The sequence below is a fragment of the Malaciobacter pacificus genome (genome assembly GCF_004214795.1).
Lineage (GTDB): Bacteria > Campylobacterota > Campylobacteria > Campylobacterales > Arcobacteraceae > Malaciobacter_A > Malaciobacter_A pacificus.
In genome coordinates this window covers 114466-130631 of the sequence record NZ_CP035928.1, presented here as the reverse complement: position 1 = coordinate 130631, position 16166 = coordinate 114466, and the positions used below count along the sequence as shown (strand labels likewise).

Here is a 16166-nt window from a genome sequence, read left to right as displayed (position 1 = left end):
TAAATAAAATGAAATTTACAGCTCCACTAAAATCTGATTCTATTAAAATCATGCTTCTTGGAAGTGGTGAATTAGGGAAAGAAGTTGTTATAGAAGCACAAAGACTTGGAATTGAAACTATTGCTGTTGATAGCTATAATAATGCTCCTGCTCAATTAGTTGCAAATAAATCATATACAATCAATATGAAAAATAAAAATGAAGTTCTAGATGTAATTAGAAGAGAAAAACCAACTTATATTTTACCTGAGGTTGAAGCTATTAATATTCAAGCTTTATTTGATGCTGAAGCTGAAGGGTTCCATGTAATTCCAAATGCTGATGCAGTTAATAAAACTATGAATAGAAAAAACATTAGAGAATTTGCTGCTGTTGAACTAGGTCTTCCTACAAGTAAATATGAGTTTGTAACTACATTAGAAGCTTTAAAAGATGCTTCTAATAATATAGGTTTCCCTTGTGTAATTAAGCCTGTTATGAGTTCATCAGGACATGGTCAAAGTATTGCAAAAAGTCCTGATGATTTAGAAAAATCTTGGGAGTTAGCAAAAGAGGCTAGAGGTGATGCTAGTGAGTTAATCGTTGAGGAGTTTATCACTTTTGATTATGAAATCACTTTATTAACTGTAAGAAATGAAAAAGAAACAGTTTTTTGTGAACCAATTGGGCATATCCAACAAGATGGTGACTATATTTTCTCATGGCAACCAATGAACATGAGTGAAGTTGCAAAAGCTAAATCTCAAGAAATCGCAAAAAAAATCACAGATGGATTAGGAGGACGTGGTCTTTTTGGTGTTGAGTTATTTGTAAAAGGTGATGATGTTTACTTCTCAGAAGTAAGTCCTAGACCACATGATACAGGAATGGTTACTATGATTACACAAAGTGCAAGTGAATTTGCACTTCATGTTAGAGCGGTACTTGGATTACCATTAGATTATATTGATTATGGTGCAGGAGCAAGTGCTGCTTATAAAGCAAGTGGGGATTCATTTAATCCTATTATTGATATCTTTGACTCATCATTTACAAAAGAATCTATTATTAGAGTATTTGGTAAACCTCAAAGTCATGTTGGAAGAAGAATGGCTGTTGCATTAGCATATGACAAAGAAAGTAGCGATATTGCACTACAAAAAGCAAAAGAGATTATTGGGAACTTTGCAGATAACTAAAAGCTTAAGCTTTTAGTTATGCTTTAAAAGAGATAGAGTAAACCATTCCTTCGTTTTCTACTGAATAGATTTCTAAAAGTGCATTCATAGAATCTGCTAAATTTTTTGCTTCTAAAACAAATTTATTATCTACATCTGATGAAAACAGACTAAATATATTTTTTATTTCAAATCCATTATTTTTAACTGTTATAACTATTCTACCTTTAATCTTTTGAATATTTATATCAATAAATTTCTGGATTTTTCCTTTTTTTAGCTCTTGTTTTACTAAATCCATACATGATTGCTCAATAAAGCAAGAGATAATATTTTCTAAATAACTAATATTAAACAACATTGGTTTTCTAAACTCTAAATCATTATTGTACTCTATTGAGATTTTATATCTTGTATTTGCATAAAAAAAGTTATCACATCTTCTTTTATGTAACTCTAATAGGGAGTTTAAAAACTGAAAGCTTTGAATTTTTTCAATTTTAGGAGTTAAATAGTCTATTTCTAATTGAAATTTTTCAAGCTCTTTATATTGTAGTCCGTAAGAATCAATTACTTCAAAGATTATTGAACTATTAATTAACTCTTCAACCCCAAACTTATTAATATGTTTATCAAAGATTGTTGTATCAATCATTGATAAATAGTATTTAAAATTAAATATCCTATTTTTTAAAGTAAAAAGAGCAATTATTTCCCTTACAACTTCCCTCTTTTTTTCCCTTGGAATAACCTCATTATTTAAGTCTAATTCTAAAATCTCTAAAAAGTTTTTATCATCAAATATTAAATTTATAAAGTCAACTTTATCAAACTCTTTAAATTCAGATAATATTGACTTTATATTAGTTTTAATAAGATCAAGCATCTCCTCAAAAACATCATTTATTTCTAAAATTTTTTGAACTATAATCTCATGATTTTCATTAAATAGTTGTCTATTTAATCTAGTCTTCCCTCCATTTTCACTAGAGAAAACTTTTTCAATATTGAAAAATGTTACATAACTATCAATTAGAGGTGTTATCTCTTGTTTAATCTTTTCTAAACGTAAATTAATTTCCTCTTTACAACTATTTATATATTCCACAATATCTTCCTAAATACAATTCTCATCAGTTGCTTGTACATTATCAGAAGTAATATTTACCCAATTACTTTTATCATCAACAGGCATCACGTCACCTGATTTTTTCTTATATATAGTGTCTAATAAAACCCAGTCATCAGTTTTCTTAACTATTGTAAATTGATCTTCTAATCTTAAAATTCTTAAAATTGTTGCATCAGGTTTTGATTCATTTCTAACATTTAAATTTGATACTTTCACAGTGTATAAACATGTGTTACTTAATTCTTTTTTTTCTTTAACTTCATCTGTATTTACATTTGAGCTAATTTTTGTCAATTTAGTAAAGGCATCTTTTACTTTACTACTATTTTGTTTACTAACTTTAGGCTTTTTTTCATCTTCTTTTTCATATTTTATTAAATCACTAACACTAATTCCATAATTACTTATATAAATATTATATCCATACTCATCATCAAGTTTTTTATAAAGTTTTATACTTTTAGTTCTAACATTTACAGATGTAATTTTGTGGCCTAAAATATAATCTCCATTTGAATAACGCCCTTCAATACTAGAAGTTAATTCACCTACATTTTGAGCTTTTTCATTATCAAGTTTTAGAACAACATAATCTTTTCCATTAAAAGAGTACATACTTTTAATTCTAATATCTTTTAACTGTTTTGTTCTTGTAAAATCACTTGTTAATCTTGCTATCTCATTTTGATGTTTAAATATATTTTTTTCTGTCTCTTCCTTTGTTGGCTCAGGAACAGCAGGAACTACAGTACCTCTTTGATTAACTGCAGGAGTATTATTTGGTATTACTTGATTTTTTTTACTTTCAATATTAGTGATTTGCTCCTCTAAGTAATCTTTTTCTAATCCAGTAATAGCTTTGAAAAACTCTTTTGATTGTTTGTCTAATACATCTAATTTATCGACATTATTCATCTCATTAGCACTTAAACCTAAATTTAAGAACATTAATAAACCAACAATTGCTATATTTTTTTTCATATTTCCTCTTTTTTATTATTTAAACTCAAATTCAAAATTAAATCCACCAATATATGTTGGATACTTCATAAAAAATGCTCCACTGTATCCATCACTATTTGTTGTCTCCCATTCATCAGATGTCATATTTGTTAAATATCCATTTCCACCTTCAGCAACTAAAAAATCTTTATCTAAATCATATAAATTTGAATTAAATACAGGTATCATAAATGTATTTCCCATAGTAGAATATACACTTGAGTCATTTCTGTAAAAAGACATTACACCCCAACAATACATTTGGTTATTTACATCAATACCACACATACCATTATCATCTTGAATTACTTTGATTTTTTTCCATTTAATTTTTGATATAGCACTTTTAAAAAGATTGTCATTTTTATTTTCAGATGTAAAATAATCACCTTTTAACTCATTATTCCCATTTACCCAAACTATACCTTTGTTTATTTCTAAACTTGAACCACTTAATTTACTTGATAAATCGATTGACAATATTGTGCTATCTGCTTGTTCATCATATTCTGAATAAGTTTTAATAGCTTCATTTAAAGATTCTACTTGTATTTTTTTATTTTTAGGATGATATATTTTATAATAATTCCCATTTGTATCTTCAGCAATAAATGCTTCTAATCCACCTTTTATACTAGTAAAAGTTAAATCCTCAGACATTGTTGAATTTGATGTAGTAACAGCAGTAGGAAAACATAAATTATAAGATACATATTCCCATCTTTCTGTACAATCATAATTATTTGAGTTTTGAGTTTCCACACCCCAGATATAAATATCTCCAGTAGTTGATAAAGCTCCAATTTTTCTATATCCAATTGTTAAAAGATATGTTATATCATCAAATTTAGCACCTGTGTTGGGTATTATTTCTGGATTTTGGATAACCTGATTCCAATTCCACCATCTACTCCCACTTCCTGCAAATCCTGAAAAGTCATATCCCCATCTATAAATATCACCCTCTTCACTTAAGATATGCCATATTTGATTATTTGAAAAAACTTTTTTTGCTTTTGGAGCAGTTGCTGAACCATTAAAAAAAGTACTTCTATAAAGCATTTCATCATCATTTCCCTCTTTATCTACATGGGTAAACATTGTTCCAAATGATTTATCTTTTCCTGTAGTACCTCCGCAAAAAAGTTCTCCTTTTGTTGTAACACCACAAGTACTTGAATAAACAGTTGCATGAAAGTCAATAAATCTAGGTCTCATAGGAGAAGAGAAATAGCCTTTATTTATTATTCTACTATACTCTAGTCCATCAACAGTTTGAGAAGGCACATGAACCTTTGCTCTAACTAGTGCATTTATTACAGGAGCTGTATCACTTCTATCTCCTGTTAAATTATCACTATTGATACTTGTAATTCTATTTTGATTATTTCCCCAAGTATAAATATCTCCATTTACAATCATTCCACCAGCACGTCTTGTAAATTGAATAATTGTTCCACCATAATTTCTTTTCGTTTCATTTAAAGCAACAGCACTATCATCTGTTACTAAATAATCTTCTACTACTCCATTATCTTCTTGTAAAATAGTCTGTCCTGCATGTCTAACTCCAGATGTCATATTTTTAAACTCAGTCGAAAAAGATTTTAATGAATTTAAAATTGTTACACTTTCATCTACAATTATTTTTTCACCATCAAAAGAGTATTTATAATTTCCATTTGCATCATACCAATTTAGAACACCATCTTCTAAACTATATTGACTAACAGGATTTGTATTATCAATTTCTGCGATTCTATCAAAAATAATTTTCTCTTTTTTACTTAAATATATTTTTACATTATCACTAGTAGAACTTAGAGGTTCTCTTGTATACTCTCTGTATTTTCCATTGTAATAATGATCATAAGCATCAATTTTTATACTATCTGGAAGGCTATTAACAATTGTATTATCAAGTGTTAATGAGATTTTCATCTCCTTACCAAAAGGATTAATTTTACTAAAGCCCTTTGGTAAATATCCAGCTGTAATTAAACTATCAACAGTTGGTACACTACCTTCATTTATCAAAAAATTCTTATAAGCTTTAGCTATTTCTTCCTCTTTTTGAACAGTTTTCTTGATTTTTGCTAAACTTAGGGAATCTAACTTTGTAGCAATAGAAAAATTAAATAGTAGAAAAAAAAGAATAACTAATTTCATTTTTTAATTCCTTTAGGTTTTGTCACATAATCAACAAAATATAAAGAACTATTTTTATCACTTTGTTTCATATCACCAATGTATGATAAAATACCCTCACCTGCTTTTTTCCCTTGTTCACTTTGATAAGTTAATTGTGTGATTAATACATACCTATCAACACACATTTTTTTTGCATCTAAAAATGCTAAATTATAATCAAATACAGACATTCTTTCAAAAATATCTTTTACTTTTACTGCCAATTCATCCTTTGATATATAACTATTTTTAACATCTTCAATCTTTTCTTGATTTAATTTTATTTGTCTTTTTAAACTATTAGTTTCATTTTTCTTTATTTGTAACTCTTGAGTAAGTTTTTGCTTTTCATAATATGTTTTATAATACGTACCAATTTTATAAAAAGCAAAACCAATAGTATATACAACAACTACGGCTAGTCCTATTTTAATAATTAAAGATACAGTTTTTTTACTAATACTTACCATCTTAGTTTGTACCTTTCACAGTTATACAATCAGTCAAATCTTTATACTCTTTTAAACTCTTATTATATAATACTTCTTGCCTTTTTAACAATCTGTTTTGTACTTTTAATTCTCTATTTAAACTATCTAAAGACTCTTTACCAAATAAACTATTACTAAAAACATCTAAGCCATAAAACATGAACCACAAAATTCCAGCAACAAAAATCAAGCTAAATGAGTTTTTAAAAGCATGACCTTTAAAAGTATCTAATTCAACTAATGGCCTTACTAAATCTTTGATTTCTCCTAAGGATTGCGCAACAACATCACCTTTATCATTTCTTGTATTTTGTTTTAAAATATTTTCAATAGCACTTTTATATTTAGAGTTTATTACATAATAGAGTTTATCAATAGCTCCACCACTTGAAAGCATTACAATATGTTTTGTAATTAAGATCGATTTAATCATATCATCAGTAATAAAGTTTTGATTTATTTTTGCAGAATAAACTGTTTTATGATTAAATAAAATAATATATTCCCCATCTGCAATATGAATTAAAAACTGATTTTTTTTCAAATGTTTTTTTGAAAGCAAATTTAAAGAGTATATTTCATCATGCACTTCATATTTTGATAAATATACTGCATTTTTTTTAAAGGATTGATATGTATATATTTGAGTTAAAGCATCAAATTCATCATTTACATAAAATGATTCATTATCTTCTTTACTAGCAAAATCAGTAATTACTAGTCGTACCATACTTCTTCCCCTCTAATAATTGCCATCGCATCCTCTTTTGTAATTAATCCAGCATGATATTGCGCCATACAAGCTTTCTCAACTGTCATATATTCAGCTGGATTTTCGAAATCACCATCATGACCAATTTTAAATCTTACAACCTCTGCAATAGGAACCCTATCTTTAAATCCGCTATTGTTACATTCATCACATCCAACTTTTTTATAACCACCTTCTCCATCTTCTGTTTTACAATAACCACAAAGTTTTCTAACTAGTCTTTGAGATACTATTCCTCTTAAGTTATCAACAATATCCCCTTCATTAATTCCTAATGAACTTGTCATTCTTGACACTGTTGCAGGGGCTGAGTTGGTGTGCATTGTAGAGAATACTAACTGTCCTAAGTTTGCTGCATTTACAAGTTGTGAAGCTGTTTGAGGCTCTCTTGTCTCACCAATAAGAATAATATTTGAATCTTGTCTTAAAATATCAACAACCGCTTCAGGATAACCATACTTAAACTCTTCACTTGCACTTGCAAACTCTGATAAGTCAATTTGGAAAAAGGCTTCATCAACATACTCAACTGGATCTTCAATGGTTACAACATATTGTTGCTGTTGTGCAAGTTGTTTTAATAGGGCATACATTAAGTGTGTTTTACCAGAACCAACTTGTCCTGTGATAAGTATCATTCCATTTGCATATCTTGTAAGATTTTTTAGTATATCAACTGACTCTTTTGGATAGTTTAATCCCTCAAGTTTATGAGAAACTACACCTTTACCACCAATCATCCTCATAACAAGTGAAAAGTTTAGTTTTGAGTTAATTAAACCAAGTCTAAATTTTATTGATTTTTTTCCATACTCATAATTAATAACACCATTAATTGATTCATAATCAGAATCTTCTTGGTCTGCCATTGTTACAAGTCTTCTTTTTAAAGTCTTTGCAATTGCAATAGGCATAGTACCCATCTCAACTTTAATACCATCGATTCTAAACCAAAGACTTGCATATCTATTTGTTTTTTGAATGTGAATATCAGAAGCTCCTAATAAAATAGCTTGTCCCATCATTTTGTCAAAATATTTATTAATCTCTTCATCATTATCTGTATCAGCATTTGAACCAAAGATAATCTCTCTATCTTCACCAAATACTGAAGATAATACTCCCTCTCCTAAAACTACAATTTTTGTGAAGTAAAACTTACTTAAAACATCAAAGTCTAAGTTTACAACATCTCTAATACCAAGAACTTTATTTTTTGTTTTTTTATCTTCTAAAGTTATTATGTACATACTTGTACAAAACTCTAATTTTTTTTCATCAAGTTGAAAAGATGTATCTTGATAATATTGAGATAATTCATTATAAGTTGCATAATATTCATATCCAAGACTTCTTACAAACTCTTCATATTTTTCTTCATTTGCAATTAAGTCTCCAAATCCACCACTTAACTTGTATTTATCTTTAATCATATCTTCAATTAAAATAGCTAAGTCTGTATCTGCATCTTCTTTATTGTTTATTAATTTAATAAAAGATTTTTTTTGTTCTTCAAAAATTCTTTTTAAATTTTTTGAATCAAAAATATTTTTAGACTCTTTTTTCTTATTACTTTTTTTGATTCCTTTTAACACTTTTAAAGATGTTTTCTTATTAAATAATTTACCTAACATAACTACTTTTGCCTACTGATATAAAGTTTTAAATGTAAATGTACTAATAACTAAGTTAATAACATCCGAACCAATAATAACTGTTACTAACATAGCAATTAACCAGAAGAAAAATCTCCATTGTAATACCATATAATTAATATTTTTTTCATACATTGTATCACAAGTTTGATATAGTGCTTTTGTTACTTCTACAAAACTTGTTTTACTTAGTTCTGAAAGTTTTATATCTGCTGTTATAATTGTAGGAAAATTATATTTTTCAAAAACTATAAATAGTTTTTTATTTCTATTGATAATATCTGATAACTCGTGAAAAAATGGTCTAAGACCTACTTTAAAATAGTCTTTTGATAAAATCAATGATGTTTTATGAAAAGATATACCAGCACTTAGCATACCATTTAAAATTCTAAACATAAATCTTCCATCAGAAAAGGCTTGTGTTTTAAAAACACCATATAACCATCCAGGTTTATATTTTTCACAATAAATATATCCAAAAAGAATAAATGCTGTAATAAAAATAGATATTCCAAGTCCTAGATATGCAATATCATAAGTAAAATAGCCAGGGATTCCTAGAAATTGTTCTACATCAGGATTTAATTTTTTCAAACCTACAAGCTCTTTTTCAAGCATTCCAAGATATAAAATCAATCCATAAAATGTTGCTATTATTATTCCTAAGGGTACAAAAATAGGATTTATCATTTTAGTTAATAGATTTGAGTTTGCCTTTTTAAATGATTGTACAAGTTTTAATCCATCAATTGTACTTGTACTATTTACTACTAAACTATATTGAAATGAGTTTAAAAACTTATGCTTATGTAAAATTGCTTCAAGTGAGTGTTTACCTATTTCCATATCTCTAATTGCAGCTTTAAGTCTTTTTTTAAATTTTGTTTCTTTAGTTATTTGTTCACCATATAAAAGTAATGCTCTTCTAGTATTAGAACCATTTTCTAATTTAGTAATCAAATAATCTAATAAAAAAGACTCATAAGGATCAGAGAACATACTCATTTTTTAAAAGCCTTTAATATTTCTTAGTGTTACAATGTACACAATTTCTCTTCTTACATAAGATTTTGAATCAGCCCCACCAATTGCAAAACCTTCTAAAGGTAAAATCCCTTGATACTCTTTTGCATCATCATGAATTATAATAGAACCAACGATTGCTGTCTCTCCTAGTTTTACTTCTCTTGAAATATTGTAACTTTGGTCATTGTATTGAGGTAATTGAATAGTTGAATCACCAACTGTTTTTTCAGTAATTTCAATTAGTTTTTTAATTGTTGGTGTAATATTTAAAAATATTTTATCCCTAGATATTTTAGCCATTGCTGTAACAGAAGTTCCATCTTTAATAGTATTAACTGTTGCTTCAGATGTACTAACACCTTCAGTTACTGTTGTTTCAATTTTTTCAATATAATCAGTATTTTGACTAATTGATTGAACAGATGGGATATTATTTTTTAACACAATTATATTTTTACTATAATTTAAGATTGTTCCTATTTCATTATTTGCTTTTGCTGCAATTTGTAAAAGTCTTGTTGCATTATCGCTTGTAAAATTTATTGCACCATCAGCACCGATAGATTTTAATACACCTGCATCTTGATTTGTTTGTCTACTATCACTAATACTACCAATGCCATACTCTCTACTTTTATTTAAAGCTAACTCAATTCTTTCAAACTCTATAGTTGCTTCTTTAGCAAAACTTGTTTCATATGCTTTAACTATAGTTCTAACTGCATTTTCAACACTTCTAGTTGATTTTAAAAATATCAATCCACTTGCTTTATCAATATGATATGTAGAGATTGAATCAGTTGCTATTATATTTTTTAACATTTTATCAAGCTCATCATATAAAACTATTTGAGAACTATTTTTGATACTACTTTCACCTGATGTTTCTTGACTTGATGTTTCATTTGTAGATTTAATATCTAAAAGAGGAATATTTAACTCAACAACCATATCTTTATATCTACTAATATTTATCATCTCTTTATCATAATCAATATCTACGTAAACATTTTTTGCATAAGCTAATGAATTTAATGCATCTTTTAAATTTGTAGAACTGATATTTACAATACTATTTTGAAATCCAAATCTATCTTTTATATAATTTCCAATTGATACTTCATATCCGCAGCTTGCTGTAATTAGTTTTATTAACTCTTCTACTGAAATTTGACCATTTAATTTAAAAGGAATTCTATCAAGTGATAGTTTTTTTGATTCACTTACATTTAAAAGTTTTACAAGATAAATTGAGCCACTTTTTTTTACAAAAAGTTCTTTATCTAATACAGCATTTAAATAGTGATTTAATTCACTCATGCTATGAATTTTAATTCTACTTTTAGGAATAAGAATATCACTGCTTTTTAGAAAGTAAAAATTACCATCTAATAGTTCCATTTCTTTTAAAATATCCCCTAAAGATTTATCTTCTAAAATTGAAATATACTCTTTTTGCTTTTTTACTTCATTTACTAACTCTTCTGTATAAGAGGTTTTAATATCTTGATAATCCTTTTTCCCAAGGCTTCTTTTTGTGTTATCTAACATCTCATTATGGTAACTTTTAGGACTGCAGCCTGAAAATAAGATAATCAGTGATACTATAAAAGTGATACTCAATACTTTACGCATGTTTTTCCTTACTTAAAATAAAATGGATAGTCAAATCCACCAATGTACGTGGGATATTTCAAAAATAGACTTCCATCTATGTCAAATTCATCTAAAGTCATTTGTTTATTAGCGTCTGCATTTGTTGAAATAAATAATTTATTTAAAGTACTTATTTTATACATATTATATAATGAAGTGCTTAAAATAGGTAAACTTCTTCCCACAACTCCCCAACAATACATCTGTGAATCAGTACTAATTCCTGTTATTGCACATGTAAAATGTTTATCTTTTTCTTTTACTTTCACATGTATATTATCAATAGCCCAAGATTCATCATTTAAAGCCTGCCCAAAATCCCAACTATTATCTCCATATTCACCAGCTTGTAACTCTCTAACTCTAAACTTAACTTCTAATTTTCCATTTGAGTCTAGTTTAGTTTTTATTTTATAATGATATTTTTCATCATTATATTTAGATCTACTAGTATTACTTCCATACATAGTTCCTAAGTTTAGTGTATAAATTCCTGTGTCATTTGTATCTTGCCACTCTTGATGGTCATCATGAATAAACCCATCATCTGTATATCTCTCACCATTTATTACAACATTAAATCTTTCCATATCCCAAGAATCAATTTCATAAAAATCAAACTCAAGAACTACATCTCTATTTGCATAAGAAGATCCAAAATCATAAGTTTTATCTACAGATTGATATCCAATTCTAAATCTTCCTAAAACTTGTGTAGGGTCAACTCTTACCTTATCATCAGAGGATACACTTTCTGTTGGATTATATAAAGGTGGGGTAACAGAAGATGTTAGGTTTGTAAAATTATTATCACTATATGTATTTAATGTCCATGTATTTACAGTAGAAGAAGAGCCTTCAAAATTTTCATAAACTTCTTCAACGGTTGCATCTAACTTATATGTAGAAACATTTAAAAAATTAGATTCATTATTTAATTTTTGCAAAGCGTGGTCAAAAATTTGTATATTTAATGCCGCACTACATCTAAAATCTCGCTTATTTCTACACTCTAACAATGCTTGTGTACCTTTTAAATCAAAATCTTCATCAACATATAAATATTTCCAAACTCCATCTTCTTCAATTATTGTTGCACTAACTGCTGTTTTTGGAATATCACTCGTACTAATTGAGACAATATCATTTTGGCCATCTGTTCTATAAAATACTTTTGAGCTTAAATTTTGGAATAAAAACTCTTTACTATTTACAAAAATTAAATCAGGATTTATTTGCATATCACCATCATTTAATCTTGTTGGTTTTGATAAAAAAGTGCCATCCCTTTCTCCCCAAATCCAAAAGTTTTTATTATTATCAATTGCACCAAAAGTATCTATATCCCTAAGAACAAATATTTGGTCAAAAAATACTCCTGCATCAACTTGTACTTGTACAGGTTCATATTGAGTGATAAATTTATCATTACTTCCAATACCTAACAAACCATTATAATTTCTGCCTAAAGTATAGATTTTTCCATCATCACTTAAAACAGCAATTGTATCAGATGTCATTGCAACATCAGTTAGATATATCTCATCTCTAATAGGTCTATCATTGTAGTTTGGGCCACCATCTTCTTCATCATTTATAGTTTGAGGGGCATTATCTTCAAAATCATCTTTTCCCCATGCAAAGAATTTATTCTTACTTAAAATTGAAGTTTGAATTGAGTTAGCTGATGTTTCATAATACATAGAATCAACACTACCATTACAATATAAATCCCCTCCATACTTCTCATTTGTTCCATCTATATCATAAATTGGTGAAGTTCCACATACATTTTTACCATTCATAAACATTGATTCAAATTTAATTCTATATGGATTGTTATACCATTTTTTATTAGCTCTTACTGAATCATTTATATTAACTTTTAACATCACAGGAGTATTTACAAAATCAGGAGATAGGCTTGTATCAATCTGACCATAAGTATCAATTCCAGCTCTTTTATAAGAATTATCTCCCCAACAAAAAATATCACCATTTGCAAGCATACAACCACCTGCTTCTTTAATAGTTAGTGCTTTTGAATCAGGGATATAAGATAAGATCCTATCTTCAATTGTAGTATTATCTAAGTTTTCAGTTAAAATACTTCCTGAACCAGTTGGTATCCAAGGACTATTAGTATCTCCTTGATAATAATATTCATACCAGAATCCATTCTTTTTTACATATCCTTTTGAGCCAATATCTGATTTTATAAAACTTAAATCATCATCCTCTTCTACATACACAGGTTCTTTTTGATAAACCTCTATTTTATAGCTTTGTGATTTACAATATTTATAAATTAATTCTTCATCTTGTATTTCATAAAAATATGTTCCTGCTGTACAGTTTTGACTTGGGTATAAAATAGATTGGCTATCATTTAATAGATTTATAATTTTTTGTTGTAAATCTGAATAGACTACAAGGGAACCATTAAGTAAATTTGTATCTGTATTATCAATTGGGGCTATTGTATTTACTCTAAATACTTTATTTGTATAAAAGTTATATAGATATTTATACTCTTCTTTATACTCAGTAGTTTCTGTTATTGCACCTTTTATATAGGCATTATTTTTGCTATCAAACTCTACTAGAATATCACTTTTTAGTATTGGATTATATTTATTAAAATTAGTCCCTAAATACTCATCATTTAGCATTTCATTCCAGTCTAATTCATATTTTGAATTTACGACATTTAATTTTTTAGGTACAGTTAAATTTTGTAAAATATATTTATTTATTGCTATTGCAATAAACTCTTCTTTTTGAATAACATTTTTGATACCATTCATTAATGCTACATTTTGAGAATTAGCAAAAATAAAATTAACAAAAATAATTGATAAAAATAAAACTAGCTTTTTGATTTAATCCACCTTTAAAATACTATCTTTTAATTTAACATATTGTGCACCATTATTTATATAAATATATGTACCAATAGGTAGTGAAGTTATTCTACTATCACTTAAAAGAGAACTTGTAGAAACTGTTACATTACCTCTATCAAAATCTTTTTTACTATATTCAATCCAAAAAGAACTACTATTATACCATCTTATAGCACTGTCATTTAAACTACAATACTTATCTACTAAGGTACCAGAAGGTGAAGGGCAACTCTCTTCAATAGTATAACCTGCTTTTAAAATTGAGTGTAAAGTTTTAGCTTCATCACTCTTTAATAAAATTTCTGTAAACGAATTATTGTAGTTAATTTCATCAGCACTAATTTCTTCTAAATATACAGAAGTATATTCTCTGTATAAATCTCTTTTATAAAGTAAATTTTTATAATCATTTGGGTCATTTTCATTTGTTATTGCATAATATAACTGTAAATTAGAACTACTTTTAAAACTTAAATCAAAGCCAAACTTATTTGATAATGAAAAACTTGAGCCTAAATACTCATCCTCTAATAGATTGCTCATAGTTGGTATTTTATACTTTTCAAGAATATATCTCTCAAAATTTTTGGCTATTTTTTCCTCACTCTCAATTAATTTTTGAACAAGAAGAACATTTTGTTGTTTTAACATTTGATTTTCATCTGCAAATGAAATAATAGAAAATGAAAAAATAAATAAAATAAACTTTATCATTGTATCTCCTCAATTCCTGTAGATGTCTTTACATATTTAATTCCATCCTCATCATATAAAACAGCACCCTTTGGGATAAAATCAAACTCTGCATTTGTTGTTTGAAGTGTTCTATCTGAAGTTATAATAATTGGACCTTTTTTAAAATTTTCTTTATAAAAATACATAAGCTTATTTACTTGTAAGTCATCATAAATATAGATATTATCACCATCTTTACAATACTTACTAAGAGAAACTCCTAATAAATTTAAACTACAATCAATAATTCCATCAATCCCTGCTGTTTGATTTTGAACTAAATAAATTATATATTTTGCAAAGTCATCTTTAACTATAAAATTAATTTTTCCACCTGAATAAAAACTATTTTTTCTAAAGGTATTACTCTCATAAAGTGACTTTAAATAGTTGTCATTTTTCACTTCTTCTTTTAGGCTATATGTAAGTTTTGAAATTCCATCAAAGGCAAGTTTCACAAAATAAGTAGTATCAATTCCACTTAAAAAAGAGCTTCCTAAATAACTAGCACCTTCAAGTTCTAACAATGTAGGAATATCATAATTTTCTAAAATATACTCTTCATAAGCCTTTGCTGTCTCTTCCTCTTTTAAAACAATTGCTTTTATCTCATCAATCATAATTTGTCTATCTTCAAATTTTGTTAAATCCATAGAAAAAGATATTGAAAATAGTATTGATAAAAGAGTTAATAATCTAATCATAATTCATCTTTCAAAAGAGTATATAACTTGCTCTCAATTGGAGTTAGACTTTTTTCTAGCCTACTTTTTAGTAAACTTTGGAAGTATTTCTTTTTCTTTATAGTTTCACTATCAGTTGAAAGCCCTATATCACTTAAGTCATGATAAATATCATCATGTGGAGTAAAGTTATCTACCATATTTGTAACAACACCTGAGTAGTTTGTTTCAGTTCCATATATAAGCTCTTGAGTAGCATAATAAATAGCTTTTTCCAAACTATCCTCTACTGTTTTATCTTTTTGTTTTATGGTTTTATTATGAGCTATATTGACAGTATAAGTTCCATTTGAAGCACTCATTGATGCAGTGTTTAATGTATCATTTAACTTTGCTTTTAAAGCAAAAAGTTTTACTTTTTCATCTTCATTTATTATAATTTCTCCATCATTATTTACAAGTTCATCTTCACTTAAAGTGCTATCTTGGTTTCTATCTAAAAGTAGAACTTTATCCCAGTTTCCACCCTTTGGTAAATAGGCTATTATTTCATCTCTTGTAATATCATTTGGATTTTTATTATACTGTTTGGCTAGAAGGGTTTTTATATCTGTAATTATTTCAAAGTGCTCTTGGATTTGTTTTGCTTCATGTAAGTCACTATATGATTTATAAACTGCTGATGCAGTAAATATAGCTGTAACAGTGAGTGCCGATGCTAGCCATATTTTTGTTGCGAACATTTATAAACCTTTTTT

At 27.3% G+C, this 16166-nt stretch carries 13 protein-coding genes; 1 reads left to right on the top strand and 12 read right to left on the bottom strand.

Annotated features, from left to right (window positions below; all coding sequences use genetic code 11):
* Positions 1 to 8: 8 nt before the first annotated feature.
* A complete protein-coding gene (purT, locus tag APAC_RS00630) occupies positions 9 to 1178 on the top strand; it encodes a formate-dependent phosphoribosylglycinamide formyltransferase (RefSeq protein WP_130232270.1) in 1170 nt (389 codons plus the stop codon).
* Positions 1179 to 1194: 16 nt separating this feature from the next.
* Here purT and APAC_RS00625 read toward each other — a convergent pair whose 3' ends face one another.
* The 12 genes from APAC_RS00625 to APAC_RS00570 all read right to left on the bottom strand — a co-directional run bounded on the left by APAC_RS00625 (position 1195) and on the right by APAC_RS00570 (position 16151).
* Complete coding sequence (locus APAC_RS00625) at positions 1195 to 2265, bottom strand: ATP-binding protein (RefSeq protein WP_130232269.1); 1071 nt, start codon at positions 2263 to 2265, stop codon at positions 1195 to 1197.
* 9 nt (positions 2266 to 2274) lie between these two features.
* The gene (locus APAC_RS00620; protein WP_130232268.1) at positions 2275 to 3270 is read right to left on the bottom strand and encodes a hypothetical protein; all 996 of its coding nucleotides are present in this window, start codon (positions 3268 to 3270) and stop codon (positions 2275 to 2277) included.
* Positions 3271 to 3285: 15 nt separating this feature from the next.
* Positions 3286 to 5460, bottom strand: a complete 2175-nt coding sequence (locus APAC_RS00615; protein ID WP_130232267.1) for a hypothetical protein — start codon at positions 5458 to 5460, stop codon at positions 3286 to 3288.
* Positions 5457 to 5951, bottom strand: coding sequence for a hypothetical protein (locus APAC_RS00610; protein ID WP_130232266.1), 495 nt, complete (start codon positions 5949 to 5951; stop codon positions 5457 to 5459). Before APAC_RS00610 ends, APAC_RS00615 begins: the two co-directional genes overlap by 4 nt.
* 1 nt (position 5952) lies before the next feature.
* A complete protein-coding gene (locus APAC_RS00605; protein ID WP_130232265.1) occupies positions 5953 to 6702 on the bottom strand; it encodes a hypothetical protein in 750 nt (249 codons plus the stop codon).
* A complete protein-coding gene (locus APAC_RS00600; RefSeq protein ID WP_130232264.1) occupies positions 6690 to 8378 on the bottom strand; it encodes a GspE/PulE family protein in 1689 nt (562 codons plus the stop codon). The genes APAC_RS00605 and APAC_RS00600 overlap by 13 nt, the downstream gene beginning before the upstream one ends.
* A 12-nt stretch (positions 8379 to 8390) precedes the next feature.
* Positions 8391 to 9407 (bottom strand): hypothetical protein, encoded by a 1017-nt coding sequence (locus APAC_RS00595; RefSeq protein ID WP_130232263.1) that lies wholly within the window; start codon positions 9405 to 9407, stop codon positions 8391 to 8393.
* 3 nt (positions 9408 to 9410) lie between these two features.
* The gene (locus APAC_RS00590) at positions 9411 to 10979 is read right to left on the bottom strand and encodes a hypothetical protein (RefSeq protein ID WP_130232262.1); all 1569 of its coding nucleotides are present in this window, start codon (positions 10977 to 10979) and stop codon (positions 9411 to 9413) included.
* A gap of 92 nt (positions 10980 to 11071) precedes the next feature.
* Complete coding sequence (locus APAC_RS00585) at positions 11072 to 13891, bottom strand: RCC1 domain-containing protein (protein ID WP_130232261.1); 2820 nt, start codon at positions 13889 to 13891, stop codon at positions 11072 to 11074.
* Between the two features lie 75 nt (positions 13892 to 13966).
* Complete coding sequence (locus APAC_RS00580) at positions 13967 to 14704, bottom strand: hypothetical protein (protein WP_130232260.1); 738 nt, start codon at positions 14702 to 14704, stop codon at positions 13967 to 13969.
* Entirely contained in the window at positions 14701 to 15429 is a 729-nt protein-coding gene (locus APAC_RS00575) for a hypothetical protein (RefSeq protein WP_130232259.1), read from the bottom strand. Before APAC_RS00575 ends, APAC_RS00580 begins: the two co-directional genes overlap by 4 nt.
* Positions 15426 to 16151 carry a hypothetical protein gene (locus APAC_RS00570; RefSeq protein WP_130232258.1) on the bottom strand — a complete coding sequence of 242 codons (726 nt, stop codon included), beginning with the start codon at positions 16149 to 16151 and terminating at the stop codon, positions 15426 to 15428. The genes APAC_RS00575 and APAC_RS00570 overlap by 4 nt, the downstream gene beginning before the upstream one ends.
* Between the last annotated feature and the right edge of the window lie 15 nt (positions 16152 to 16166).